The 23,203-nt window shown below is 63.7% G+C and carries 21 protein-coding genes; 12 read left to right on the top strand and 9 right to left on the bottom strand.

Translation table 11 applies throughout. From position 1 onward, the window contains the following. Positions 1 to 163: 163 nt before the first annotated feature. Together pncA and AC1D10_RS01035 are read left to right on the top strand one after the other, a co-directional pair. On the top strand, positions 164 to 778 hold the full coding sequence (gene pncA / locus AC1D10_RS01040) for a bifunctional nicotinamidase/pyrazinamidase (protein ID WP_477268324.1): 615 nt from the start codon (positions 164 to 166) through the stop codon (positions 776 to 778). A gap of 28 nt (positions 779 to 806) precedes the next feature. Further along, on the top strand, positions 807 to 2,231 hold the full coding sequence (locus AC1D10_RS01035; protein WP_477268322.1) for a sodium:proton antiporter: 1,425 nt from the start codon (positions 807 to 809) through the stop codon (positions 2,229 to 2,231). On the opposite strand, the gene AC1D10_RS01030 is transcribed toward AC1D10_RS01035, so the two are convergent. From AC1D10_RS01030 to gcvA, 8 genes are all read right to left on the bottom strand, one after another. Further along, the gene (locus tag AC1D10_RS01030; RefSeq protein ID WP_477269790.1) at positions 2,232 to 2,951 is read right to left on the bottom strand and encodes an ABC transporter ATP-binding protein; all 720 of its coding nucleotides are present in this window, start codon (positions 2,949 to 2,951) and stop codon (positions 2,232 to 2,234) included. It lies immediately after the preceding gene. 11 nt (positions 2,952 to 2,962) lie between these two features. Then, positions 2,963 to 3,688 carry an ABC transporter ATP-binding protein gene (locus AC1D10_RS01025; RefSeq protein WP_477268320.1) on the bottom strand — a complete coding sequence of 242 codons (726 nt, stop codon included), beginning with the start codon at positions 3,686 to 3,688 and terminating at the stop codon, positions 2,963 to 2,965. Continuing rightward, positions 3,685 to 4,647, bottom strand: a complete 963-nt coding sequence (locus AC1D10_RS01020; RefSeq protein ID WP_477268318.1) for a branched-chain amino acid ABC transporter permease — start codon at positions 4,645 to 4,647, stop codon at positions 3,685 to 3,687. Before AC1D10_RS01020 ends, AC1D10_RS01025 begins: the two co-directional genes overlap by 4 nt. Further along, positions 4,644 to 5,525, bottom strand: a complete 882-nt coding sequence (locus tag AC1D10_RS01015; RefSeq protein WP_477268316.1) for a branched-chain amino acid ABC transporter permease — start codon at positions 5,523 to 5,525, stop codon at positions 4,644 to 4,646. The genes AC1D10_RS01020 and AC1D10_RS01015 overlap by 4 nt, the downstream gene beginning before the upstream one ends. 181 nt (positions 5,526 to 5,706) lie before the next feature. After that, the gene (locus tag AC1D10_RS01010; protein WP_477268314.1) at positions 5,707 to 7,008 is read right to left on the bottom strand and encodes an ABC transporter substrate-binding protein; all 1,302 of its coding nucleotides are present in this window, start codon (positions 7,006 to 7,008) and stop codon (positions 5,707 to 5,709) included. 214 nt (positions 7,009 to 7,222) lie between these two features. Then, positions 7,223 to 8,701 carry a hypothetical protein gene (locus AC1D10_RS01005; protein ID WP_477268312.1) on the bottom strand — a complete coding sequence of 493 codons (1,479 nt, stop codon included), beginning with the start codon at positions 8,699 to 8,701 and terminating at the stop codon, positions 7,223 to 7,225. A 30-nt stretch (positions 8,702 to 8,731) separates the two neighbouring features. Next, a complete protein-coding gene (gene pncB / locus AC1D10_RS01000) occupies positions 8,732 to 10,036 on the bottom strand; it encodes a nicotinate phosphoribosyltransferase (protein ID WP_477268310.1) in 1,305 nt (434 codons plus the stop codon). A 160-nt stretch (positions 10,037 to 10,196) separates the two neighbouring features. Continuing rightward, a complete protein-coding gene (gene gcvA, locus AC1D10_RS00995; protein ID WP_477268308.1) occupies positions 10,197 to 11,171 on the bottom strand; it encodes a transcriptional regulator GcvA in 975 nt (324 codons plus the stop codon). A 266-nt stretch (positions 11,172 to 11,437) separates the two neighbouring features. Between gcvA and speB the strand changes: the two genes are divergently transcribed. From speB to AC1D10_RS00945, 10 genes are all read left to right on the top strand, one after another. Continuing rightward, the gene (speB, locus tag AC1D10_RS00990; protein ID WP_379104979.1) at positions 11,438 to 12,499 is read left to right on the top strand and encodes an agmatinase; all 1,062 of its coding nucleotides are present in this window, start codon (positions 11,438 to 11,440) and stop codon (positions 12,497 to 12,499) included. 81 nt (positions 12,500 to 12,580) lie between these two features. Beyond that, positions 12,581 to 13,387, top strand: a complete 807-nt coding sequence (locus AC1D10_RS00985; RefSeq protein ID WP_477268305.1) for a transporter substrate-binding domain-containing protein — start codon at positions 12,581 to 12,583, stop codon at positions 13,385 to 13,387. Between the two features lie 6 nt (positions 13,388 to 13,393). Next, complete coding sequence (locus AC1D10_RS00980) at positions 13,394 to 14,050, top strand: amino acid ABC transporter permease (RefSeq protein WP_477268303.1); 657 nt, start codon at positions 13,394 to 13,396, stop codon at positions 14,048 to 14,050. Next, on the top strand, positions 14,047 to 14,694 hold the full coding sequence (locus tag AC1D10_RS00975) for an amino acid ABC transporter permease (protein WP_477268301.1): 648 nt from the start codon (positions 14,047 to 14,049) through the stop codon (positions 14,692 to 14,694). Before AC1D10_RS00980 ends, AC1D10_RS00975 begins: the two co-directional genes overlap by 4 nt. Positions 14,695 to 14,933: 239 nt before the next feature. Beyond that, positions 14,934 to 17,375 carry a hybrid sensor histidine kinase/response regulator gene (locus AC1D10_RS00970; RefSeq protein ID WP_477268299.1) on the top strand — a complete coding sequence of 814 codons (2,442 nt, stop codon included), beginning with the start codon at positions 14,934 to 14,936 and terminating at the stop codon, positions 17,373 to 17,375. Then, complete coding sequence (locus tag AC1D10_RS00965; protein WP_477268296.1) at positions 17,375 to 17,752, top strand: response regulator; 378 nt, start codon at positions 17,375 to 17,377, stop codon at positions 17,750 to 17,752. Before AC1D10_RS00970 ends, AC1D10_RS00965 begins: the two co-directional genes overlap by 1 nt. Positions 17,753 to 18,028: 276 nt before the next feature. Next, the gene (locus AC1D10_RS00960) at positions 18,029 to 18,421 is read left to right on the top strand and encodes a response regulator transcription factor (protein WP_477268294.1); all 393 of its coding nucleotides are present in this window, start codon (positions 18,029 to 18,031) and stop codon (positions 18,419 to 18,421) included. Continuing rightward, the gene (locus AC1D10_RS00955; protein WP_477268292.1) at positions 18,421 to 20,163 is read left to right on the top strand and encodes a YaiO family outer membrane beta-barrel protein; all 1,743 of its coding nucleotides are present in this window, start codon (positions 18,421 to 18,423) and stop codon (positions 20,161 to 20,163) included. The genes AC1D10_RS00960 and AC1D10_RS00955 overlap by 1 nt, the downstream gene beginning before the upstream one ends. Positions 20,164 to 20,165: 2 nt before the next feature. Further along, complete coding sequence (locus AC1D10_RS00950; protein ID WP_477268290.1) at positions 20,166 to 21,203, top strand: HEAT repeat domain-containing protein; 1,038 nt, start codon at positions 20,166 to 20,168, stop codon at positions 21,201 to 21,203. Further along, on the top strand, positions 21,203 to 22,627 hold the full coding sequence (locus AC1D10_RS00945) for a glycosyltransferase family 2 protein (RefSeq protein WP_477268288.1): 1,425 nt from the start codon (positions 21,203 to 21,205) through the stop codon (positions 22,625 to 22,627). The genes AC1D10_RS00950 and AC1D10_RS00945 overlap by 1 nt, the downstream gene beginning before the upstream one ends. Positions 22,628 to 22,642: 15 nt before the next feature. On the opposite strand, the gene AC1D10_RS00940 is transcribed toward AC1D10_RS00945, so the two are convergent. Then, positions 22,643 to 22,927: an Hpt domain-containing protein gene (locus AC1D10_RS00940; RefSeq protein WP_477268286.1), complete on the bottom strand. Its 285-nt coding sequence runs from the start codon at positions 22,925 to 22,927 to the stop codon at positions 22,643 to 22,645. Positions 22,928 to 23,203 lie beyond the last annotated feature (276 nt).

The following is a 23,203-nucleotide window of genomic DNA, read 5'->3' as shown; positions in this document are numbered from 1 at the left end:
AGACGGCAGGAATTGTCAAAGCCAGAGTTTGTGGCAGCTCGCCCGGGCACGCATTTGTTATGCCTTGAGAGGTTGACGCCGCCGGCCATCTGGTCGAGTTTCTGCGTCCGGTCGCGTCAGCGGCATTTTCCACTGGAGCCTGCGTACAGAAGAGGAAAGCCCCATGGCCGACGAAGCGCTTGTTGTCATCGACCTGCAGAACGACTTTTGTCCGGGCGGCGCGCTGGCGGTTGCCGGCGGCGACGAGATCGTGCCGCTGGTCAACGACCTGATCCGGCACGCCGACCATGTCGTGCTGACACAGGACTGGCATCCCGCCGGCCATTCGAGCTTTGCCTCCAGCCATCCGGGGTCGCAGCCTTTCACGATGATCGACATGACCTACGGCCAGCAGACTTTGTGGCCGGACCATTGCATCCAGGGCAGCCTGGGCTCGGATTTCCACTCCGGCCTCGCCTGGACCAAGGCCGAGCTCGTCATCCGCAAGGGGTTTCGGCCGGCCATCGACAGCTACTCGGCCTTCTTCGAGAACGACCGGACGACGCCGACCGGCCTTGCCGCCTATCTCAGGGAACGCGGCATCGATACGCTGACCCTGGTCGGGCTGGCGACCGACTTCTGCGTCGCGTTTTCGGCGCTGGACGCCGTCAAGCATGGCTTCAAAACCACCGTCCGGCTCGATGCCTGCCGTGGCATCGACCTCAACGGTTCGCTCGATGCCATGCTGCAGCGCATGCGCGATGCCGGCGTCACGCTCGAAGACCACGTCCTGGATTGAACGGACCGTGGGGCGCAAGAGGGGCTTTTTGCGGATTGGGACAGGAGCGGGCGCTGCGATCGCCGTCGCGCTGCTGTTTCCGGAACAAGCCTTGGCGGCGGAGGAACACGGCCTGCCCGGCGCCTCGATGTCGCTGTGGTGGACGCTGCCCTTTGCCGGCCTGCTGTTGTCGATCGCCACCGGCCCGCTGCTGTTTCACCATGTCTGGGAGCACCATTACGGCAAGATCGCGGCCCTCTGGGCGGCGCTGGTGATCGTCCCGCTGGCATTGGCCTTCGGTATCCCCAGCGCGACCGCGGCGGTGCTGCATGCGCTGCTCGCCGAATACATGTCTTTCATCATCCTGCTGTTCGCGCTGTTCACCATTTCGGGCGGCATTCTCGTTGCCGGCAACATCCACGGCACGCCGCTGGTCAATGCCGGGCTGCTGCTGGTCGGCGCCTTGCTGGCCTCGGTCATCGGCACAACGGGTGCCTCGATGATCCTGATCCGGCCGATCATCCGGGCCAACGACGCCAGGCCGTTCAACGCCCATGTCGTCATCTTCTTCATCTTCCTGGTTTCCAACATCGGCGGCTCACTGACGCCTTTGGGTGACCCGCCCCTGTTCGTCGGTTTCCTGCGCGGTGTCGATTTCTTCTGGACGACCACCAATCTCTATCGCGAGACGCTGTTCGTCGGCGGCATCGTGCTGGCCGTCTTCCTGGCGATCGACATCATCCTGCATCGGCGCGAGGGCGGAGCGCCGAAGATCAAGGACCCGACGCCGGATTCGACGATACGCCTCCGCGGCCTGCCCAACATTCCGCTGCTGGCCGGCGTCATCGGCGCCATCCTGCTGTCGGCGACCTGGAAGCCGGGTGTCAGCTTCTCTGTCCAGGGCGTCAGCCTCGAACTGCAGAACCTGGTGCGCGACGCCATCATCCTGGTGCTGGCCTTCGTTTCGCTGGCCGTCTCACGCAAGGAGTACCGCGAGGCGAACGGCTTCAACTGGGGTCCGATATCAGAAGTGGCGAAACTGTTTGCCGGCATCTTCATCGCAATCGTGCCGGTGATCGCCATCCTGAGAGCCGGCCCCGGTGGCGCGCTGGCGCCACTGGTCGCGCTTGTCACCTCGGCACAAGGCACGCCCAACGACCTCGCCTATTTCTGGCTGACCGGCGCGCTGTCATCCTTCCTCGACAATGCACCGACCTATCTGGTGTTCTTCGAACTGGCCGGCGGCGACCCACGGCACCTGATGACAGAGTTTGCCTCGACCCTGGCGGCGATTTCGGCGGGCGCGGTGTTCATGGGCGCCAACACCTATATCGGCAATGCCCCCAATTTCATGGTCTATGCCATCGCCAGGCAGCGCGGCGTCAGCATGCCGGGCTTTTTCGGCTACATGCTGTGGTCCGGGCTGGTGCTGATCCCGACCTTCCTGGTTGCGGGCTTTCTGTTCTTCGGCTGATCAGCCGACACCGACGTAGCGGCGAACCGCTGACGGGTCGGCGCGCAATTCCTCGACATCGACCGTCTCGCGGTTGCGGCCGTTCTCAATGAACGAGACACGATCGGCGACGGACAGCACTGCATCGACACGCTGCTCGACCAGGATGGTCGAGACATGCATGTCGCGCAGTTTCGATACCGTTTCGCGGATTTTTGCGATCATCGACGGCATCAGCCCTTCGGTCGGCTCGTCGAGCAGCAGCACCTGCGGCTCGAGGCACAGCGCACGCGCCATGGCCAGCATCTGTTGCTCGCCGCCGGACAAGGTGCCCGAGCGTTGCCTGAGCCGCTGGCGCAGCAGCGGGAAGAGGTCGAGCACGCTTTCGCGCGTCGCCTTGCCCTTGCTGCGCGCCATCAGCCCGATCTCGATGTTTTCAGCCACCGTCATCTCGGCGAACAGTCGCCTTCCCTGCGGCACATAGGCGACACCGGCCTTCGGCACCTCATGCGCCGGCAGACCGGTCAATTCTTGGCCACCGAGCCTGATCGAGCCGGCGCTTGAGGGAACCAATCCCATGATGGCCTTGAGCGTCGTCGTCTTGCCGGCGCCGTTGCGGCCGAACAGACACAGCACCTCGCCCTTGTTCAGCACGAGGTCGAGACCGTACAGCACCTGGACCTCGCCATAGAAGCAGTCCAGTCCCGAGATCACCAACGCTTCAGGCGTTGCCTCCGTCATGCTCGTTACAGTCATGGGGCGGTCCCCAGATAGGCTTCCTGAACAGCCGTGTTCTCGCGGATCGCCTCGGGCGTGCCTTCGGCCAGGATCTTGCCGGCGTTGAAGACGGTGATGCGGTCGGCTAGCTGCATGACGACCGGCATGTTGTGCTCGATCAGCAGCACGGTCGCATTTCTGGCGATCTCGCGCACCAGGGTGATGAAGTTGTCGATCTCGCTGTCGGCCAGGCCTTGCGTCGGCTCGTCGAGGATCAGCAGGCGCGGCTTCAGCGCCAGCCCCATCGCCACCTCCAGCAGACGCTGGTGGCCATAGGACAGCTGTCCGGCCGGCATGTGGGCGCGATCGGCAAGGCCGGTGCGTTCGAGCGCGGTCATGACGCCGGTCCGCACCGCGCCCTTCGAGCGGCCGTCGCTCAGCGTCCGCTGTACCGGCAGCGCGACATTGTCATAGGCGGAGAGATTGGCAAAGACGCTGGTGATCTGGAACGTGTAGGCGATGCCCTGGCGGACACGGACATAGGCCGGCAGGCCGGTGATGTCGGCTCCGTCGAAGACGATCATGCCGGAAGAAGGCTGGATGCGACCGCTAACCAGGCTGACGAAGGTGGTCTTCCCCGCCCCATTGGGACCAATGACGGCGCGGATCTCGCCGGGCATCAGCGCGAAGTCGACCCCATCGACGGCACGCAGACCCCCGAAATTGCGCGACAGGTCCTTGGTGGTCAAAAGCGGCATCATGGCAGCCACCCGAGCCAACGCTGCCGGATGCTGCCGAGAATGCCTTTTGGGAAAAACAGCACCAGCAGGATGAGGGCCACGCCGACGATCAGCAGATAGGCCGAGGTGTAGCCGCTGGTGATGTCGATGACATAATACATGAACAGCGTGCCGATCAGCGGCCCGAGCGTCGTGGCGCCGCCTCCCAGCAGCACCCAGAGCAGCGGCAGGATCGAGTATTGCACCGAAGCGAAGCTCGATCCGACATAGCCGAACAGCAGCGCATAGGCGGCACCCGAGGCCGCGCAGATGATGCCGGAGAGAACGACGGCGGCGAGCTTGTTGGAGAAGGTGTCGTAGCCCAGCATCTTCGTCCGCTCCTCGTTCTCGCGGATGGCGACCAGCACGCGGCCATATCTGGAGCGGACGATCGCCAGGGTGACGAGAAGCACGATTGCAAACAGCCCGAGCGCACTCATGTAGCGCACTGTCGGGTTGGTGAGATCGAGCAATGTCGCACCAAAGGTGAGCACCCGCGCCGGCTGCGGCACGACCATGCCCTGGTCGCCACCGGTCCACCCTGCAAAATAGAGGATAAGGAGATAAAAAACCTGGGCGAACATCATGGTGACGATCATGAAGGCGACGCCCGTCGTGCGCAGCGCCAGCAGGCCGATGACCAGTGAAAGAACAACACCACAGCCGAGGCCCGCGGCGAAAGCCGCCGGCACGCTCCAGCCGAGCTGGATGACGGCAAGGCCGGCACCGTAGAGCCCGGCGGCAAAGAACATGGCGTGGCCGAGGCTGAGCAGGCCGACATAGCCGAACAGCATGTTGTAACCCATGGCGAAGACAGCCAGCACCATGATGCGGGCGAGCAGCCCGTGATAGTACTCCGGCAGCAGGAAGCTCAGCACGAACAGCAGCGCGATGACGCCGAGATGCAGACTATAGGCCTTTGCCGGCGAAGCTTCGCTCATCGCGATGCCGTCCCGAACAGGCCTTGCGGCCGGAACACCAGCACCATGGCAACCAGCAAGGTGGCGATGATCTTGGCCAGCGTTGGCGAGAAGAACATCGAGATGATGCCGTCCGACAGGCCGATCAGCACGGCGGCGACGACGGTGCCGCGCAGCGAGCCGAGACCGCCGATGATGACGACGATGAAGGAGAGCAGCAGCGGATCCTGACCCATCAGGTAATGTGCCTGGCTGATCGGCACGATCAGCACCGCCGCGATGGCCGCCAGCATGGCGCCGAGCGCGAAGACGCCGCCATAGACGCGGCCGACGGGAATGCCGAAGGCCTGCGCCGTCTCGCTGTCATACTGCGTGGCGCGCATGATCAGGCCGATCTTCGTACGCGTCAGCACCAGCCATGTCGCGAGCAGCAGCAGGGCCGAAGCGGCGATAACAGACAGTTTGTAACCGGAATAGCCGAACCACGGCAAAAGGATGCGATAGCTGAACGGCGGCTCCACCGGCCGCGCCTCGGGACCATAGAAGGTCAGCGCCAGCTGCTGGATGATGTAGAGCATGCCGATGGTGGCAACGATGGTGGCTTCCGGATTGTAGTTGAGCCGGCGCAGCACCAGCCGCTCGGCGACCAGCGCGATGGCGCCGACGATCAGCGGCGCAACCACCAATGCCGCCAGGAAGCCGAGCGCCGGATGGCCGCCGATCGCCGTGGTGATCGCCCAGGCGAGCACGGCGCCGAGCATGAAGAACTCGCCATGCGCGACATTGACCACCCGCATGACGCCGAACACCAGCGACAGCCCAAGAGCCGTCAGCGCCAGCACGGCGGAGGTGACGAGGCCTTCGAGGGCGGCGAGGAGGAGGTGCGGACCAAAGTGCATCGGCTAAGCACCCAGCGCAGGTGCGAAACGCACCCCCGTTGAGGGGAAGTGGTCCTCGCAGCGGACGGAAAGCCAATTGCTTGGCTTTCCGAACGACGAACGACCGGAGCGACAGCGAAGGGCCGGGTCTTGCAGGACAGAGAGGGGTGGGCCGAAGGGCACTGCGCTTAAAGAACCCGCCTCACAGCGCCTGCGTCGTATAATCCCCTTCAGCCTCGTAAAGCCCGTCCTCGATCTTGGTCTTGTGGACGACCTTGAGCTTGCCGCCTTCGACCTTGGAGATGTTCTGGATTCCAAAACACTGGTGGATCTTGCCGTTGAAGGTTTTGGCGCCCTGCGGATGCTCCGGGCCTTCGGCGAAAGCGGTCAAGGCCTCGGTCGCCTCGACCAGCTTGGCGCGGTCTTCGGGTCCCTTGTAGCCGGCGTCTTCCATCGCCTTCTTGACGACGTAGAGCGTTTCCCAGCAGCCGAACATGTGCGCTGCGGTTGAGACGTCCTTGGGGTCGCCGACGGCGGCGCCATTGTCGTCGATGCCGACAGCGGCGCGATAGGCCTTCTGCGCCTCGGAATCATCGGCCTGCGCATAACGCGGCGAGCCTTCCCAGAAATGGCTGCCGTCGAGGAATTCGAGGCCGGGGCTGTTTATGTCGGTGGCTTCGAGCGAATCGATGAAGCCGAACAGCTGTGGCCGGTTGGAGCCGTAGAACTCGCCGAGTTCCTTGACGAAGGTGAGCACCGCCGGACCGACCATGACGTGGTAGATCACCTCGGTCTCGGCCGGGATCTGCGGGAAGTACTTGGTGAAGGACGATTCCGTCGGCGGGATGGCGATCTGGGCGATGACGTCGGCGCCTTGCGCCTTCAGCGCCGGCGGCAGGTAGTCGCGGTGATCGTAGCCGAAGGCGAAATCCGGGAAGATCATGGTGACCTTCTTGCCGACATTACCGGCAATCCACGGCGCCATCGACTGGATCTGGCTCTTCACGTCGGTGATTCCGGGCTGGAAGACATAGCGGTTCAGCTTGGTCGAGGCGACATGATGACCTTCGCTGACGACGAAGTAGGGGATCTTGGCCTCGCCTGCGGCCGGCGCCGAGCCGATGACGACATGCGAGAACAGCGTCCCGAAGACGATGTCGGTCTTGTGCTGGGTGGCGAACTTGCCGACCACCTCGGCGCCACGGCCGGGATCGGTGCCGTCGTCCTCGATGATCACCTCGACCTGACGGCCATTGATGCCGCCGGCGGCGTTGATCGCCTTGATCGCGGCGGCGGTGGTCTTCTCGTACCAGCGGCCATAGGCGGCGCCGATGCCGGTGCGATGCGACTGGAAGCCGATCTTGATCGGCGCCGAACTCTGCGCCTGGGAATAGCGGACGAAGCCTGGCGCGGTGACCAGGCCGGCGGTGGCGGCCAACCCCTTCAGCGCCGTGCGCCGAGTGAGACCGGTTTTCGAGAGGTCGAAGGTCTTGCTCTTGTCCATGATGCCGTTCCCCTTGTTCAGCGTTAGGAGCGCAAAGTCCGCTCAGTTCCGGAAGTCGAAAAATTGCATGTGTACAAACTAAATCACCAAAGTCAGGACACGGCAATGCCGGTTCGAGCTCTTTGTCTTGACTCAATTCCGGACGGAAAACCGTTTCACGCTTTTCCTGGAATTGCTCTAGGGGAATCCCGGCTTGTTTTCCAGCGCAAACGGCTCAGCCCACCGTTGGCGTGGCGAGCAGCCAGAGGCCGAACACCGTATAGGCGATCATCAGCACGGTGAGCGGGAACTGGCTGAGTGCTGCGCGGGAGGGCTGCGGGTGCAAGCGCCAGGCGAAACCGTGGGCGACGAGGACGGCGAGCACATGGCCAAGGATGATGGCGCCGGCCTGGGCATTCCACAGCCACCACGCCGAGTCCGCCCCGGCAACGATGCCGGCCTCGATCTGCATGTCGGCGGTGCCGAACAGGTTCCAGCCCAGCGCGAACGGGTCGGACAGTGCCGCTACCGCATACTGGCCGTCAACGAGCAGCGACGTCAGGTAATGCGCGACATGATAGGCAAGCGCGATCGGCACGATCGACCAGACCAGCAGCCCGGCTGCATGGCCGAGGGGACGATCGCTGCCGGCAAGACGCTGACCGAGCCAGACGGCGAGCATGAACACCGCTGCCAGCAGCAAGAATGTCAGAACGAGCCCGAAAGTGGCGCTGCCGATCATGGCGGTGCGGCCGGGAAATTCGAGCGGATTGATGCCGAACAGGCCGAGCCAGAAGAAGGTTTTCGACAGGCCGTCGAAGGATACCGACGACAGGGCAAGAAGCAGGAAGGCAATGCCGCTGGTCGGCAACGGTTCGGCGGCCAGCAGTTTGGCGCCCGGCCAGCAGAGGCCAAGTCGGCCGGTTTCATTGCGCTCGACGACGGCGAAACGCGCCACCATCGAGAAGAAGACCGTCAGGAACTCACCACCGCGGCTCCAGTCGCGGTAGCCGAACGCCAGCATGGCTAGGAAGGTGAACAGCCAGTAGAGGCCGGCGGCCAAGGCCAGCCGCGCCGGATCGTCGGGCGCCGGATCGATGAGTTCGAACCAGGCAAAGGCGAAGAACAACAGGACCGCCGGCCAGCAGCCGAGCCATTGGGGAAGCCGCGATGCCGGTTCATGCCTCGCGCCAAACAGGCGCGAAGCAAGACGCCACGGCCCATACCACGGGTTCAGCCATGACCAGATGTCACCGAAGACCCCTTGCAGCAGTGTGAGGCCGGCCCACAGCAGGGTCCAGATCATCAGCGGCAGCGGGTTGGAGAGAGGGTCGCGGCTGCCGAAAAGGCCGGCGGTGATGAGGATTGCAAAGCCGGCAAAGGAGATCAGGCTGACAAAGGTTCGGGTGCTGTCGCCGAAGGCGAACAGCAGCAGGCGTCGGCGCCAGAAACGATCGAGCCAATCCGCAGGCAACAGCGCCAGCACCAGGAAACTGACGGCGACGGCGAAAGCCCCGCCAACCAGATAATAGCCGGTCGGCAGGAGCAGGACGTGGCCACGGTCGGAGGCGTGGGCGAAGGCAGGGGAGGGAAGAAGAAAGGCCAGAGAAGCGACGAAGCACGAGAGCAGGGTTCTCGAGGAAAAACGCTCTACGGCGCCCCCAGAGATGTCCGGCAGGACAGAGGGGCGCGCGAAGGAACTCACGCTATCCAAGATTGCGATCTTGGCTGGCGTAGCCACCCCTCACACCTTGACCAGTTGCTCCACGCGATCCTTTTCGCCGAAGATCCTGAGATAACGCTCGATCTCTTTCTCGTCGCCCGTCGCCTTGGCCGGATTGTCGGAAAGCTTGACCGCTGGCCTTCCATTGGCCTCGGTGACCTTGCAGACCAGCGATATGGCGTCCAGGCTGTTGGTTTCGGTTGGCGCGCAGCCCTCGAAATCATTGGTGAGGTTGGTGCCCCAGCCGAACGACATGCGCACCTTGCCCTTGAAGTGGCGGTAGGTTTCCTCGATGGTTTCGACCTCGAGCCCGTCGGAGAAGATCAGCAGCTTCTGCCGGGGGTCCTTGCCTTTGTCGCGCCACCAGGACAGGATTTTCTCGCCACCCTCGATCGGCGGCGCGCTGTCGGGGCGAAAACCGGTCCAATCGGCCACCCAGCCCGGCGCGTCGCGCAGGAAGGACGCCGTGCCGAAGGCATCGGGCAGCACGATCAGCAGGTTGCCGCCATAATAGCGCTGCCAGTCCTGCAGCACCTTGTAGGGCGACTGTTTCAGCTCTTTTTCCGAGTTGGCGAGCGCTGCGAACACCATCGGCAGTTCATGCGCATTGGTGCCGAGCGCTTCGAGGTCGTTGTCCATGGCCAAAAGCACGTTGGAGGTGCCGGTGAAAGCCTCGCCAATGCCTTCCTTCAAAGCCTCGACGCACCAGCGCTGCCACAGGAAGGAATGGCGCCGGCGCGTGCCGAAGTCCGAGATGCGGATGCCGGGAAGCGCCTTCAATCGTTCGGTCTTCGCCCACATCTTGGCCTTGGCGCGGGCATAGAGCACATCGAGCGCGAACGGGCCGAACGCCCGCATGGCCGCGCGGGAACGGAGCTCATTTATGATGGCGAGCGCCGGGATCTCCCACAGCGTGGTGTACATCCACGGCCCGCTGAAGGTCAGCTCATACTGGCCGTCGCGCTTCGACAGGTCGTATTCCGGCAGCCTGAAATTCTCCAGCCAGGCGAGGAATTCCGGCTCGAAGATCTGCTTGCGGCCGTAGAAATTGTTACCGCCGAGCCAGATCATCTCTTTCTTGCTGAAGCGCAAGGTGCGGGCATGGTCGAGCTGTTCGCGCAGTTCGCCCTCGTCGATCTCGTCGGCCAGCCGCACTGAGGTGGTGCGGTTGATCAGCGAGAAAGTCGTGTCGACCTTGGGGTACATGCCCCAGATCATCTGCAGCATCAGAAGCTTGTAAAAGTCCGTATCGAGCAGGCTGCGCACGATCGGGTCGAGCTTCCAGGTGTGGTTGTAGACACGCCGCGCAATATCGGTCTTAGCCATGTTTCAACACCGCCTTCGCTGCCTGCTACTCACAACCGCGACAGGCCTCATAGCATCGAATTGGCCAAAACGCTGCCCGGTTTCAGGCTGGCCCGACAAAAAGAAAACCCTGCATGCGGCCGAACACGATCGGCCGTCGCAGCCAAATGACAAGCCGGCGTCAGCTTCCGGCTCTGCTGCCCATGACCCTGAGCGCCGGACGCTTGCGGCGGGTGACGACGCGCCCCGCCACCGGCGCATCGGCGCGGCCGTCATCCTGCGCCTTCTCGGCAAACAGCCAGTCGATGAACAGCTGCACGATAGGCGTCGACTTCATCTCGTTGCGGCAGACGACATAGAAATCGTCGACCGCCGGCACCGACAGGCTGAACGGCGCCACAAGCATGCCCCTGGCCAGCAGCGAGCTCGCCGTCACCGAATCGCCCAGCGCGACGCCGTGGCCGTGGACTGCGGCTTCAACTGACATGCGTGCGTCGCCGAGATGATGACGGCGGCCGCGCTCCAGATCCAGCGCATCGGCGGCCGCCAGCCAGGTGTGCCATTCGCGGCCGTCGTCGCCATGCAGGAAGACATGGTCGGCGAGGTCCCTGACGCTGCGGATCGGACGGTTGTTGATCAATGTCGGGCTGACGACGGGAAACAGTTCGAGCCCCGACCATTTGCGCATCCAGCAATCGGTCCAGCTGCCGTCGCCGTAATGCACGCAGACGTCGATCTGCGGCGCGCGGATATCCTTGGCATCGTTGGAAGGGATCAGCGTAAGCCTGATGTCAGGATATTGCGCCATGAAACTGCCGAGCCGCGGTGTCATCCACAGCAACAGCAATGCCGGCACGCAGGAAACAGAGAGTGTGCCGCTGCTCGCTGGCCTTGTCATGCGTTGCGTGGCGGCGGCGATGCCGTCGAAGGCGCTCGATACCGCCGGCAGCAGTTCGGCACCATGCGGCGTCAGTTTCACCCGCTGGCCGGCGCGCTCGAAAAGCTTGACGCCGAGCGACTGCTCGAGCGCCTTGATCTGGTGGCTGATGGCGCCATGCGTGACATTCAGCTCACTCGCCGCCTTGGTCAGCGAGCCATGGCGGGCCGTTGCCTCGAAGGCGCGCAGCGGATTCAGCGGTGGCAGGCGCTTGGCCATGAGCATCCATTGAAGCACGATTCCGGAAAGTGGAGGCCGGTTTTCGGATGAGATCGTGCTCAGAGTTGATTGTGAGGTTTTCTCACAGCAAACACCCTAACAATATCAATTGATTTTTCAATGCGGCTGCCAGACACTTTGGCCGGAACAGCATCAAGACGTGAAATCTGCAGGCAGCCAGCGGGACAGCGACCCGGCCGGATGAAGGCCGGTTCGCCTGAGGTCACCGACGGCCGCATTGCATCAGCCCGGCAGGAGGAACGGACATGGGTTACGATCGCGGCAAGCTCGACGCGTTGCGTCGCAAGTATGGCGAGAGCCATGGCGGCGAGATGTTCGACCCGAAATTCCGGCGCGTCGCCGACAAGATCTTTTCCAAGACCGGCACGCGCCTGGCGCCCTATTCCGGCATCCCGACCTTCCTTGCCGCGCCCTACCGCGAAATATCAGCCGACAATCCGGATTTCGGCGACCTGCAGGTGGCGATCATCGGCGTGCCGATGGACCTTGGCGTCACCAACCGGCCGGGCTCGCGCTTCGGGCCAAGGGCGCTGCGTGCCATCGAGCGCATCGGCCCCTACAATCACGTGCTGGAATGCGCCCCGACGCACGAACTTCGCGTCGCCGACATCGGCGACACGCCGTTCCGCAGCCGCTACCGGCTCGAGATCAGCCATGAGGATATCGAGCGCCGCACCAACCAGATTGTCGATGCCGGCGTCATCCCGCTTTCGGTCGGTGGCGACCATTCGATCAGCCACCCGATCCTGAAGGCCGTCGGCAAGAAAGCCCCGGTCGGCCTGATCCACATCGACGCCCACTGCGACACCAGTGGCCTGTTCGACATGACCAAGTTCCACCACGGCGGACCGTTCCGCAACGCGGTGCTCGACGGCGTGCTCGACCCGACGCGCACCATCCAGATCGGCATTCGCGGCTCGGCCGAATATCTGTGGGAGTTCACCTACGAGTCCGGCATGACCGTCGTTCATGCCGAAGAGGTGACCGGTCTCGGCATTCCCGCCATCATCGAGAAGGCGCGCAAGATCGTCGGCGACGGCCCGACCTATGTCTCCTTCGACATCGACAGCGTCGATCCGGCCTTCGCGCCCGGCACCGGCACGCCTGAGGTTGGCGGGCTCACCACGCGCGAAGTGCTCGAACTGCTGCGCGGCCTAAAGGGCCTCAACATCGTCGGCGGCGACGTCGTCGAAGTGGCGCCGCAATACGACGCGACCACCAACACCGCCCATGCCGCTGCCCAGGTGCTGTTCGAGATCCTGAGCCTGATGGTGTTCAGCCCGGCGATCACCGGCAAGGGGGCCTGACGTCTAAAAAAGCAAGGGCGGCCGCCGCGCTGGAGCCGGCGGCCGACCCAAACAAACAAAGCTTCCAGAAGGGGAATACCAATGACAATCCGAAAGACACTTGCATCCATCGCCGCCATGCTGGTGCTTGGCACCGCCGGTCTCGGCTTCGCCACACAGGCTGCCAACGCCGACGCGCTGGCAGACATCACCAAGGCGGGAACCATCAATGTCGGCGTTTTCGCCGATTTTCCGCCCTTCTCCTCGGCCAGCGCCGACATGAGCCTCAAGGGCTATGACATGGATGTCGCGCAATATATAGCCGACACGCTCAAGGTGAAGCTCAATCCCGTCGCCGTCACCGGCCAGAACCGCATCCCGTACCTGAACGACCATCGCGTCGACCTTTTGATGAGCGTCGGCTATTCGAAGGAGCGCGAGCAGGTGATCGACTTCGCCGCCGCCTACGCGCCCTACTACATCGCCGTGATCGGTCCGGCGGCGCTGGCGATCAAGGGCAAGGAAGATCTTGCCGACAAGTCGATCGCCGTCAACCGCGGCACACTCGAAGACACCTCGCTGACCGAAGCAGCACCCGCATCGGCCGACATCAAGCGCTTCGACAACTACAATTCGGTGATTCAGGCCTTCATCTCCGGCCAGACGCAGTTGATGGTCGTCGGCAACGATGTCGGAGCACAGGTGCTGGCCAAGCAGGACGCGCTGAAGCCGGAGCAGAAGTTCCAGCTTTTGACCTCGCCCTCGCATATCGGCCTCAACAAGAATGAAGACACCCTGAAGAAGGCGGTCAACGACGCCATCGCCAAGATGCTGGCCGACGGCAAGCTGGACGCAAGCTCACAGGCCTGGCTGAAGACGCCGCTCAATCCCGACAACCTCAAGGATTGAGTTTCCGTGGCCTTTGCCTGGCTTCCAGGTGCTGCGAGCGACATAGCGCGCGGAGCGGTCACGACGATCCTGTTGATCGCCGTGACCACACTCGCCGGAACGTTCCTCAGCATCCTCGGCGCGGCAGGACGACGCAACGGTCCCGTGCTGCTCAAGCGGGCCATCGCCATCTATGTCGAGGTGATCCGCAACACGCCGTTCCTGGTGCAGTTGTTCTTCATCTTCTTCGGGCTGCCCAGTCTCGGCATCAGGCTCGATCCGGTGCTGGCCGCCATCCTGGCGATGACGCTCAACATGGCGGCCTATACGATCGAGATCGTCGGCGCCGGGCTTGACGCGGTGCCGGGCGGACAGACAGAAGCAGCCCTGGCGCTGGGCTTGAGGCCACGCCAGGTTTTCATCAAGATCGTGCTGCCGCAGGCGCTCAAGGTGATCTTTCCGGCGCTGACCAGCCAGATCGTCATCATGATGCTGGAGTCCGCCGTCGTGTCGCAGATCGCGGTGCGCGAGCTTACCTACGAGGCCGACATGCTGCAGGCGCGCACCTTCCGCTCGTTCGAGACCTATCTTGTCGTGACGATGGTCTATCTCGTCCTGTCGATGGCCTTGCGTAGGCTGCTGGTCACAGGCGGGCGCCGCGTCCTGGGGGCTGGCGTGTCATGATCGAGTTCACCCTCTGGGACATCGTGCGCAACCTGCTGCTCGCCGCCCGCTGGACGGTGCTCCTGTCGCTGGCGGCCTTTGTAGGCGGCGGCGTGGTCGGCATGGTCGTGCTGTTCTTCAGGATCGCCAAGAATAAATGGAGCCGGCGCGTTGCGTCCGGCTATATCGCGCTGTTCCAGGGGACGCCGCTGCTGATGCAGCTGTTCCTGATGTTCTTTGGCCTGCCGATGCTCGGTCTGCGCATCGAGCCGTGGACGGCGGCGGTGCTCGGCCTCACCTTCTTCGCCAGTGCCTATCTCGCCGAGATCTGGCGCAGCGGCGTCGACGCGCTGCCGCGTGGCCAGTGGGATGCCGGCGCCAGCCTCGGCCTGCACTATCTGCAGGAGTTGAGGCTGATCATCCTGCCGCAGGCGTTTTCGATCACCCGCGCGCCGACCGTCGGCTTCCTGGTGCAGCTCATCAAATCGACTGCGCTCACCTCGATCATCGGTTTCGAGGAGCTGGTGCGAACCTCCAACGCCATCAACAATGCCACCTTCGAGCCCTTCAAAGTCTACGGGCTGGTGGCGCTGATCTTTTTCGTCATGTGTTTTCCGCTGACGCAATACTCGCGCACGCTCGAACGACGCGCGGCCGCTCACTGAGCCGAGAGTATGTTTGTGTTGATCAACATCGACTGCGACTGCTGAGCATGCCGAAGTCATGGTCCGCATCGAAGTTGACGCCTGCTGACTGGCTTGATGCTCAAGAAGCGCGCAGCAATCGAGGCGCCACCACCAAGCTGCCCTGATCGCCGGGTCGGCCGCGCCACCGACCGCACTGTAGCTTCTTTAGACCTCGGATAGGTTTTGCCGGTATTTATCGGAAAAAAGGAGCCGAAGTCATGACCGAGATCTGGCACTCACTCCTCGCCAACCTTGCCCTGGTCTCCATCCTCGTGGTCGCCTGGGACCTTGTGGCGGATTTCACCGGGCGTCTCTCGCGGCGGATGCAGTCGTTGCTTCTCGGCGTGGTCATGTGCGTGGGCGCGATCATTTCCATGGCGACGGCCCTGTCCGTCTCCGGCTTCGTCGTCGATCTGCGCGCCGCCTTTATTGCTGCGGCCGCGTTCTTCGGCGGATGGCCGGCAATGCTCATCGCCACGGTCGGCTCGATTGCCTATCGCATCCATCTCGGCGGGCAGGGCGCGAGCGTCGGGGTCATGGGTATCCTCATCACCGCAGTCGTCGGCATTGCGTGGCACCACATCGTCGCGGTCCGATCGCGAACCATGTACGATATATTCGGTCTCGGCGTGTCGGTCGCTCTCGCCGGGCTGATCACGCTCCTGGTCATTCCCGCGCAAGTCGTCACCGGCCTTGTGCAGCAGAGCACGTTCCCGTCCCTCGTGTTCCGCTTCCTCAGCACAATCATCATCGGCGTACTGCTCGACCGGCAGCAGCGCCGGCGGGATCTCCTGATGTCCAACATGACCTACCGGGCCATGGTTCGCGAACTGCCGGATTGCCTGAACATAAAAGATGTCGACGGCCGCTTCATCGCCGCCAACCCCGCCACCGCCGAAATGGTTCGCGCTGCTTCGGTGGAGGAGCTCATCGGCAAGACGGATTTCGATTTCTATCCGAAGGAGGTGGCAGAGCGATTCCGGCAGGATGAGATGGGCGCGCTGGAGACCGGGCAGACACTGCGGATCGATCAGCCCGCGCTTTTGCCGGATGGCAGACAAGGCTGGCTCTACACGCTCAAGGCCCCGTTCCGCGACGAGTCCGGCAAGATCGTCGGCGTCATCACCTACAATCGCGACATCACCGAGCAGAAGCGCACCGCCCAGCTCAAGAACGATTTCATTTCCACGGTCAGCCACGAATTGCGCACCCCGTTGACCTCCATCCGCGGCTCGCTTGGCCTGATCGCGGCCGGCGTGGCCGGCGAACTGCCGCCCAAGGCCGCCAATCTCGTCAACATCGCCCACACCAATAGCGAAAGGCTGGTTCTTCTCATCAACGACATCCTGGATATGGAGAAGATCGAATCAGGCGTGATCACCTTCAAGATCAAGCAGATGCCTGTCCGTCAGGTCCTGGAGCAGGCCATTGCCGCCAGTTCCAACTACATGGCCGAGAGCCGGATCAGGATCGTTCTGGTCGACGATGCCCCGCGCGCCGAGGCCAACATTGATCCGGATCGCCTGCATCAGGTGATGGCGAACCTCCTGTCGAACGCGATCAAGTTCTCGCACACCGATGGTACCGTCACGGTGAAATTCCAGCGTCGTGACCGCGACATGCTGCGCATTTCCGTGATGGACCAGGGCGCCGGCATCCCCGAGACGTTCCGCAACCGCATATTCGGGAAGTTCGAGCAGGCGGACGCCTCCAGCACCCGCAAGATAGGCGGCACCGGCCTGGGCTTGAGCATCGTCAAAGCCATCGCCGAAAAGCTGGGTGGCGCCGTTTCCTTCGAAACCGAGGAAGGCAAGGGAACCTCGTTTCACGTCGACCTTCCCGAAGCGCACAGGCAGGCCGAGAAGCCGGTTTTGGTCGAGCGCCGGGCGCGCAAGCGCGATGGTCGCCTGCGTGTCCTCATCTGCGAGGACGAGCCCGACGTCGCAGCGGTGATCGCAGCACTTCTCGATGCGGAAGGCTTTTCCAGCGACGTCGCGCCCGATATCGAGACCACCAAGGCGCTCCTGAGCTCCCGCGACTACGTGGCGCTGACGCTCGACATCAAGCTGGCGGGGGAATCCGGCATCAAGCTCTTCCACGACATAAGGGCATCACCGGTGAATTCCGACATTGCGGTCATCGTCATCTCTGCCGTCGCCGACGAGGCCAGGCGCTCGCTGAACGGCAGCGCCGTCGGCATCGTCGACTGGCTGGAGAAGCCGGTGGATTCAAAACGGCTTCACACGGCTCTCGCCAAGATCGTCGGCCGCAGGGTCGAGCCGAGGCCACAGATTCTGCATGTCGAAGACGATGAGGGCGTGCTTGCGGTGATGTCGGAGGGGCTGGGTTCCGGCGTCTCGATCACATCCGCAAAGACGCTGCAGGAAGCCCGGGAGGCGGTCGCGAAGCATCGCTTCGATCTGATCATCCTGGACATTGCACTTCCCGACGGATCTGGCCTGGACCTCCTCGTCGATCTGCCGCTGGAGACCGGGGTCATCGTGTTTTCGGCGGCGGAGCTCGACCAGAAACTCGGCGATCGCGTGCAGGCGATCATGACCAAGACCAGGGCGTCGGAGATCGATGTGGCAAAGCTGGTCAGGAGCATGTTGGTTTCGTCCCGCACTCGGCCTGCCGCGCCCGCCAAGGAGTCACGCTGATGCCCGCAAGGATCCTCTATGTGGATGACGAGGACGATATCCGCGAAATCGCCCAGATGTCGCTGGAACTCGAGCCGGAATTCGAGGTGCGGTCCTGCTCTTCCGGCATGCAGGCGCTGGCCGATGCCGCCGAATGGCGACCCGACCTCATTCTGCTCGACGTGATGATGCCAGACATGGACGGACCGGAGACGCTGAGGCGCCTGGCCGAGTCTCGGCCGACGGCTTCGATACCCGTGGTGTTCATCACCGCGCGCACCCAGACGCATGAGGTCGAACGCTATCTGGCGATGGGGGCGGTAGGGGTGATCGCCAAGCCGTTCGACCCGCTTGCGCTTGCCGGTGACGTCAAAAGATTGCTTGTGCCACGCGCCTGAAACGACGGTTGGCTTAGGCACAGAGCGCAGTCTGGCTGCAGCCTGTGCGATGCCGTTCACGGCTCCTATACCATGTCGCCTTATTCATCTACTGATTGTGCTGAGGTCCAGGCGTCTCGAATCAGGTTGTCTATTATCGCGCGGCATCGGCGGACGTCGGCGAGAGATTTGAGAAGAATGTGCCTGTCTGCATGAACCGCGTTGGCGGATGTCGGTTCATGGATCAATCACTCCGGGGGGCTAGCGGCAAACGAGGCGCGAACCGGAGCAAGGCTGGTGAACGGAGCGAAGACAAGAGTCCTGATTTGCGATGACGATCCCTTGTTGATCGAACTGATGGAATTCAGGCTCAGGGCAAAGGGATACGAGGTCATCAAGGCGGTAGACGGGGCGGAAGCGCTCTCGAAGGCGCAGCATGAGGCGCCGGACATCATCGTGCTCGACGCGATGATGCCCAAGGCCGACGGCCTGGAGGTTCTTGCCCGCATCAAGAGCGATCCGGCTTTGTCCGAAACCCCGGTTGTCATGCTGACCGCCCGCAAGGGCGAAAGGGACATCGTCTCGGCCCTTGAGAAGGGGGCCGACGACTACCTTGTGAAACCCTTCATTCCCGAGGAGCTCCTGGCCCGGCTTGCGCGTCTACTGGCGCGGAAGAGCGGGAAACGCTGATGCGGCGCGGCCGGCGCGCCATCACTGCCGCATGCGTTTTCTTGGCGGTTGCAGCGGCGCCTGCCGCCGCGCTGGCCCAGACGGTCGACGAACTGTACGCCTCCGGCGTCAAGGCCAGGCAAGCCCAGCATTTCGACGAGGCGGCGGAGCTGCTTCGGCGTGCGCTGGCGCTCAAGCCCGACAATGCCGACGCCCTTGTGCAACTTGGCTTCGCCGAGCTTGGCCGCAACAATCTGCCCGCGGCGCGCGAAGCCTTTTCCAGGGTGCTTTCGCTTGCGCCGGCCTATCTGGATGCCAGCTTCGGCATGGCTCAGGTCGAGTTCCGGTCCGGCAATCTGGACGCCGCCCTGCCGCTCGCCGAACAGGTGTCGCGTGCCGAGCCCGGCAATGCCGATGCGAGTAAGCTTGTCGCCAACATCCGCGAGGCCCAGCAGGCCGGCAGCAGCAAGGCGAAGCCTGCGACCGCGAGGAAGAAGCCGCGCCCGCCGCGGCCAGATCCCGTCGCCGGCCTTATGGAGGAGGGCCGGAGATTGCGGGCGGCGGGACAATTGCCCGAGGCGGAGAAGGCCTATCGTCGCGCCCTCCGGCTGGCGCCGAAAAACACCGACATCCTGGTCGCCATGGGTCTCGTGGCTGGCTCGCAGCAGAAATTCGACGAGGCCGGGCAGTTCTTCGACCAGGCGCTGGCCATTAGGCCCAGCCTTCTCGATGCCCGCCTCGGCAAGGTGCGCCTGGCGATCTGGCAGGGCGACGTGCCGCGCGCGCGCACCATGATCGATGATGTGCTTGGCACCGCGCCTGACAATGCCGAGGCGATCGCTCTCGACGCGCGGATTTCCCTGCTCGAGCAGGATTACACGCGGGCCGAGCAGTCGTTTCAGCGGGTGCTTGCGGTCGATCCGCACAATGCTGAGGCGCTGGTGGGGATCGGCGACCTGCGCCGGGGGCGTGGCGACGACGCCGCCGCGCGGGACGCCTACCGGCAGGCGCTTGCCCTCGAACCCGGCTCGCGCGATGTCGAGCAGAGGCTCGCCGCGCCGCCGCCACGCAAATGGCGGCTCGATCTGGGCAGCGAAGTGAGCGATGTCACCGACGGGCTTGCCGATTGGACCGACAGTTCGGCCGGCCTTGCCTACCGGCTCAGCCCGCAGACGACCATTTCGGGTCGCACCCGGGTGGCGACCCGCTTTGGTCGCACCGACGTTCAGATCGAGGGCCGCATCGATCAGGCTTTCTCGCCCACGGTCTCCACGTATGCGCTGGCGGCGGCGACGCCGGATGCCGATTTCCTGGCGCGCTACTCGATTGGCGCCGGCGCTTCGTGGCAGGTCATGTCGCCCGCGAAAGCGTTCGGCCCGTTCTCGCTCAACATCGATGCTCGTTATGACAATTTCGCCAACGCCGACATCACCACCATCTCGCCCTGGGTTCAGGCCTATGTCCTGGATGGCCGGCTCGGGCTTTCGGCCCGATGGGTGCACGCGGCCGACGATATCGGCACGCGCGCCGATGGCTATGTGCTGCGGGCCGATCTTGAGGTCGCGCAGGGCGTCAATATGTTCGGTGGTTACGCGGATGCCCCCGAGATCTCCGACGGCACGCTGGTGCCGACGCGCACCGTCTTTGGCGGCATCTCCTGGGACGTTACCGACCCGCTGACACTGCGCGCCAGCCTCGCCCATGAGCAACGCCCGACATTCGACCGAACCATATTCGGGCTCGGCCTAACCACGCGGTTCTGATCATGTTGTACATCTGGTACCTGTCCATCCTGCTCAGTGTCCTTTCCCTGGCGATCATGCTTCTGCTGATCGTGCGCCGGATGCTGCACGAGCGCCGGGGGACGGCGGGCGCCGATCAGCGTCGCCTTCTTCTGACGGCGCTGATCGCCTTCACCGAAAACCGGGATCGCGAGGCATTGAAGGCGGCGCTGCTTGCGGTGCCGGCGAGGGTGGCGATCGATGCGGGCTTCGAGTTCATTTCGCTGTTGCGCGGCGAGGAGCACGACGAGCTCCTTTCAGCCTTCAACGAATGTGGCCTGCCGGCGCTTGTCGGCACCCAGCTGGAAAAAGGCAACGGCGCCGAACGCATCCACGCGGCCGAGATGCTGGCGGCGCTGCGTTCGGAAAACGCGGTGGCAAGCCTGCTTTCGGCACTCGACCGCGACCGGTCGCGCGAGGTCAGGATCGCCGTCGCCATCGCGCTCTGCGATGTCGGTGCCTTGCCGCCGCTCGTCATAACGCTGCGCAAGATCGGCGTGGCGGGGCAGCGCTCGCGGCGCCTGATCGAGCTTTTCAGGCGCTTTCCGCCAAGGCGGTTCGACGAGCTTGAGGATTACGCCAGGCGTCAGGACGCGGTGCCTTTCATAAGGGCGGCCGCGATCGACGCGCTTGCCCGCGGCGGCAATTTCCAGTTTGGTGAGTTCTTTGCCCGCGCGGCCGGCGATCCGTCGCCGGAGGTCGCCGCAGCCGCATTGCGGGCGCTCGGCCTGACCGGACATGCCAACGCGCCGGCCATCCTGGTCAAGGCGATGGAAAATGGCGGCTGGGACGTACGCGCCGACGCTGCCGATGCGGCGGGCCGGCTCGGCCTGTCTGAACTCGCGGCGCCGCTGGCGCAACTGATGGACGACGAGGCATGGACCGTGCGCTATGCTGCCGCCAACGCATTGCGCTCGTTCGGCGAGCAGGGCGAACAGGTGCTGCGCGAGATCGCCGCCAGCGAGGTCTCGCGCAGCCAGCGCACGGCCTCGCTGATCCTTGCCGAGGGGCCGGCCGCCTGATGTTCGACTGGAGCCAAGAGATCGTTCTGGGTGCCTCCATCCTGTCCTGGTTCATCATCGGGGCCGGGCTGGCGCAGACGGTGGTCTACCTGCTGCAGCTCATCATCGCCGCCTACGCGCTGTCCAAGCGCCCGCCGGTCGCGCGTTCGGCACTGCTGTGGCACCGTTATGGCGACGTCGCGCCGCCGATCGCGCTGCTGGTGCCCGCCTACAATGAGGAAGTGAACGTAGTCGAGAGCGTGCACTCGATGCTGGCGCTCGAATATCCGAATTTCGAGGTCATCGTCATCAACGACGGCTCGAAGGATCAGACTCTGCAGCGCCTTATCGAAGGCTTCAAGCTGGTGAAATTCCACCGGCCCTATGAGGAGGCGCTGACGCACAAGCCGATCCGCGGCCTCTATTCCTCGCCGATGACCGAACGGCTGTTCGTGGTCGACAAGGAAAATGGCGGCAAGGCCGATGCCCAGAATGCCGGCGTCAATGTCTGCCGTGCGCCGCTGTTTTGCGTGATTGACGGCGATTCCATCCTCGAGCCCGATGCGCTCATGCGCGCCGCGCAGCCCTTCATCGACGATCCAGAGCGCACCATCGCCGTGGGCGGCACGATCCGGATCGCCAACGGCTCTAGGATCGAAGGCGGCAGGGTGCGCGAGGTCCGGCTGCCGCACCGGCTGCTGCCGCTGCTGCAGGTGGTCGAATATCTGCGCGCCTTTCTCATGGCGCGGCTTGCCTGGAGCCGCATCAACACGCTGATGCTGGTGTCCGGAGCCTTCGGTCTGTTCCGCCGCACGGAAGTTGTGGCGGTTGGTGGCTTCACCAGTGGGTCGATGGGTGAGGATATGGACCTCGTGATCAAGCTGCATCGCCACATGATGGACACCAAACGCAGATACAGCATCCAGTTCATTCCGGAGCCGGTGTGCTGGACCGAAGCGCCGGAGTCACTGCGCGTTCTGGCAAGGCAGCGCACGCGCTGGCAGCGCGGTGCGCTTGAATGCTTCTTCCGCTACCGCTCCATGCTGTTCAACCCCCGCTATGGGCGTGTCGGCTTCCTCGGCTTTGGCCACATATTGGTTGTCGATGTGCTTGGGCCGATATCGGAGGTGCTGGGCTATGTTCTGATCCCGGCCTTCTGGCTGCTCGGCATCCTTTCGACCGAATATCTCTTGGCGTTCACGTCGCTGGTTTTCACCTACGGAGTTTGCGTGAGCGTGTGTTCGCTGGTCCTCGAAGAGGCCGAGCTTCAGCGCTTTCCGCGCGCGCGGGACCTCGCCGTGCTCACGGCCGTGGCTGTGATCGAGAATTTCGGCTACCGCCAGCTCAACAATTTCTGGCGCGTGAAGGGCTGGTGGCAGTATCTGCGCGCCGACCAGAGCTGGGGCGAGATGACCAGGACCGGGCTGACTGGCCCGAAGAAGTGAGCCCACTCGGTTGAGTCACTTCAGCGTCCGCTCGATCTCGGTGATAAGGGCATCGAGTGCGATGTGCGCGGCCCCGTCATCCGCCTGCTCGATCAGCAATGTTTCCAACGCCGATGCCCGCACGCTGATCTCCGAAAACCCGAACGTTCCCGCGGCTCCGGCGAGCGAGTGCGCGGTCGCAATCAGCGAGCCGCTGGAGCCCGGTAGCGGGCCTCTATGACGCGCCGCCTTCAACTCCGTCAGTTGAGCGGCGCACCGGGCCAGGAAACGCTGCCGTAGGGGGGCGAAGGGATCTTTCAAAATGGGAGGCGCTCCACGGCTGGGTTTCAGGTATTCAACCAGAAAACCCGGTGGAGTGGAACGAACTGCTTGTCACCCACGCTCCTGTCAGAGCGGAACTGGCGGTGGGCCGCTTTGACCCAAATGCGATTTCGCGATCGGTTCGCAAGCGGCAGCTTCGCGCCTGAAGTCGGTCGTTGAGCTGGCCCCAGCGGAATCCCAAAAGCAGAAATTCGAGCGAACAGGCGAAACGGCACGTTCCCACCCCAGACCGGACGCCCAGCAGTCATTGGCGAT

The organism is Mesorhizobium sp. P2_A8 (assembly GCF_056404935.1).
Note: the sequence above shows the minus strand (reverse complement) of the source record. Positions and strands in the feature narration are given on the sequence as shown.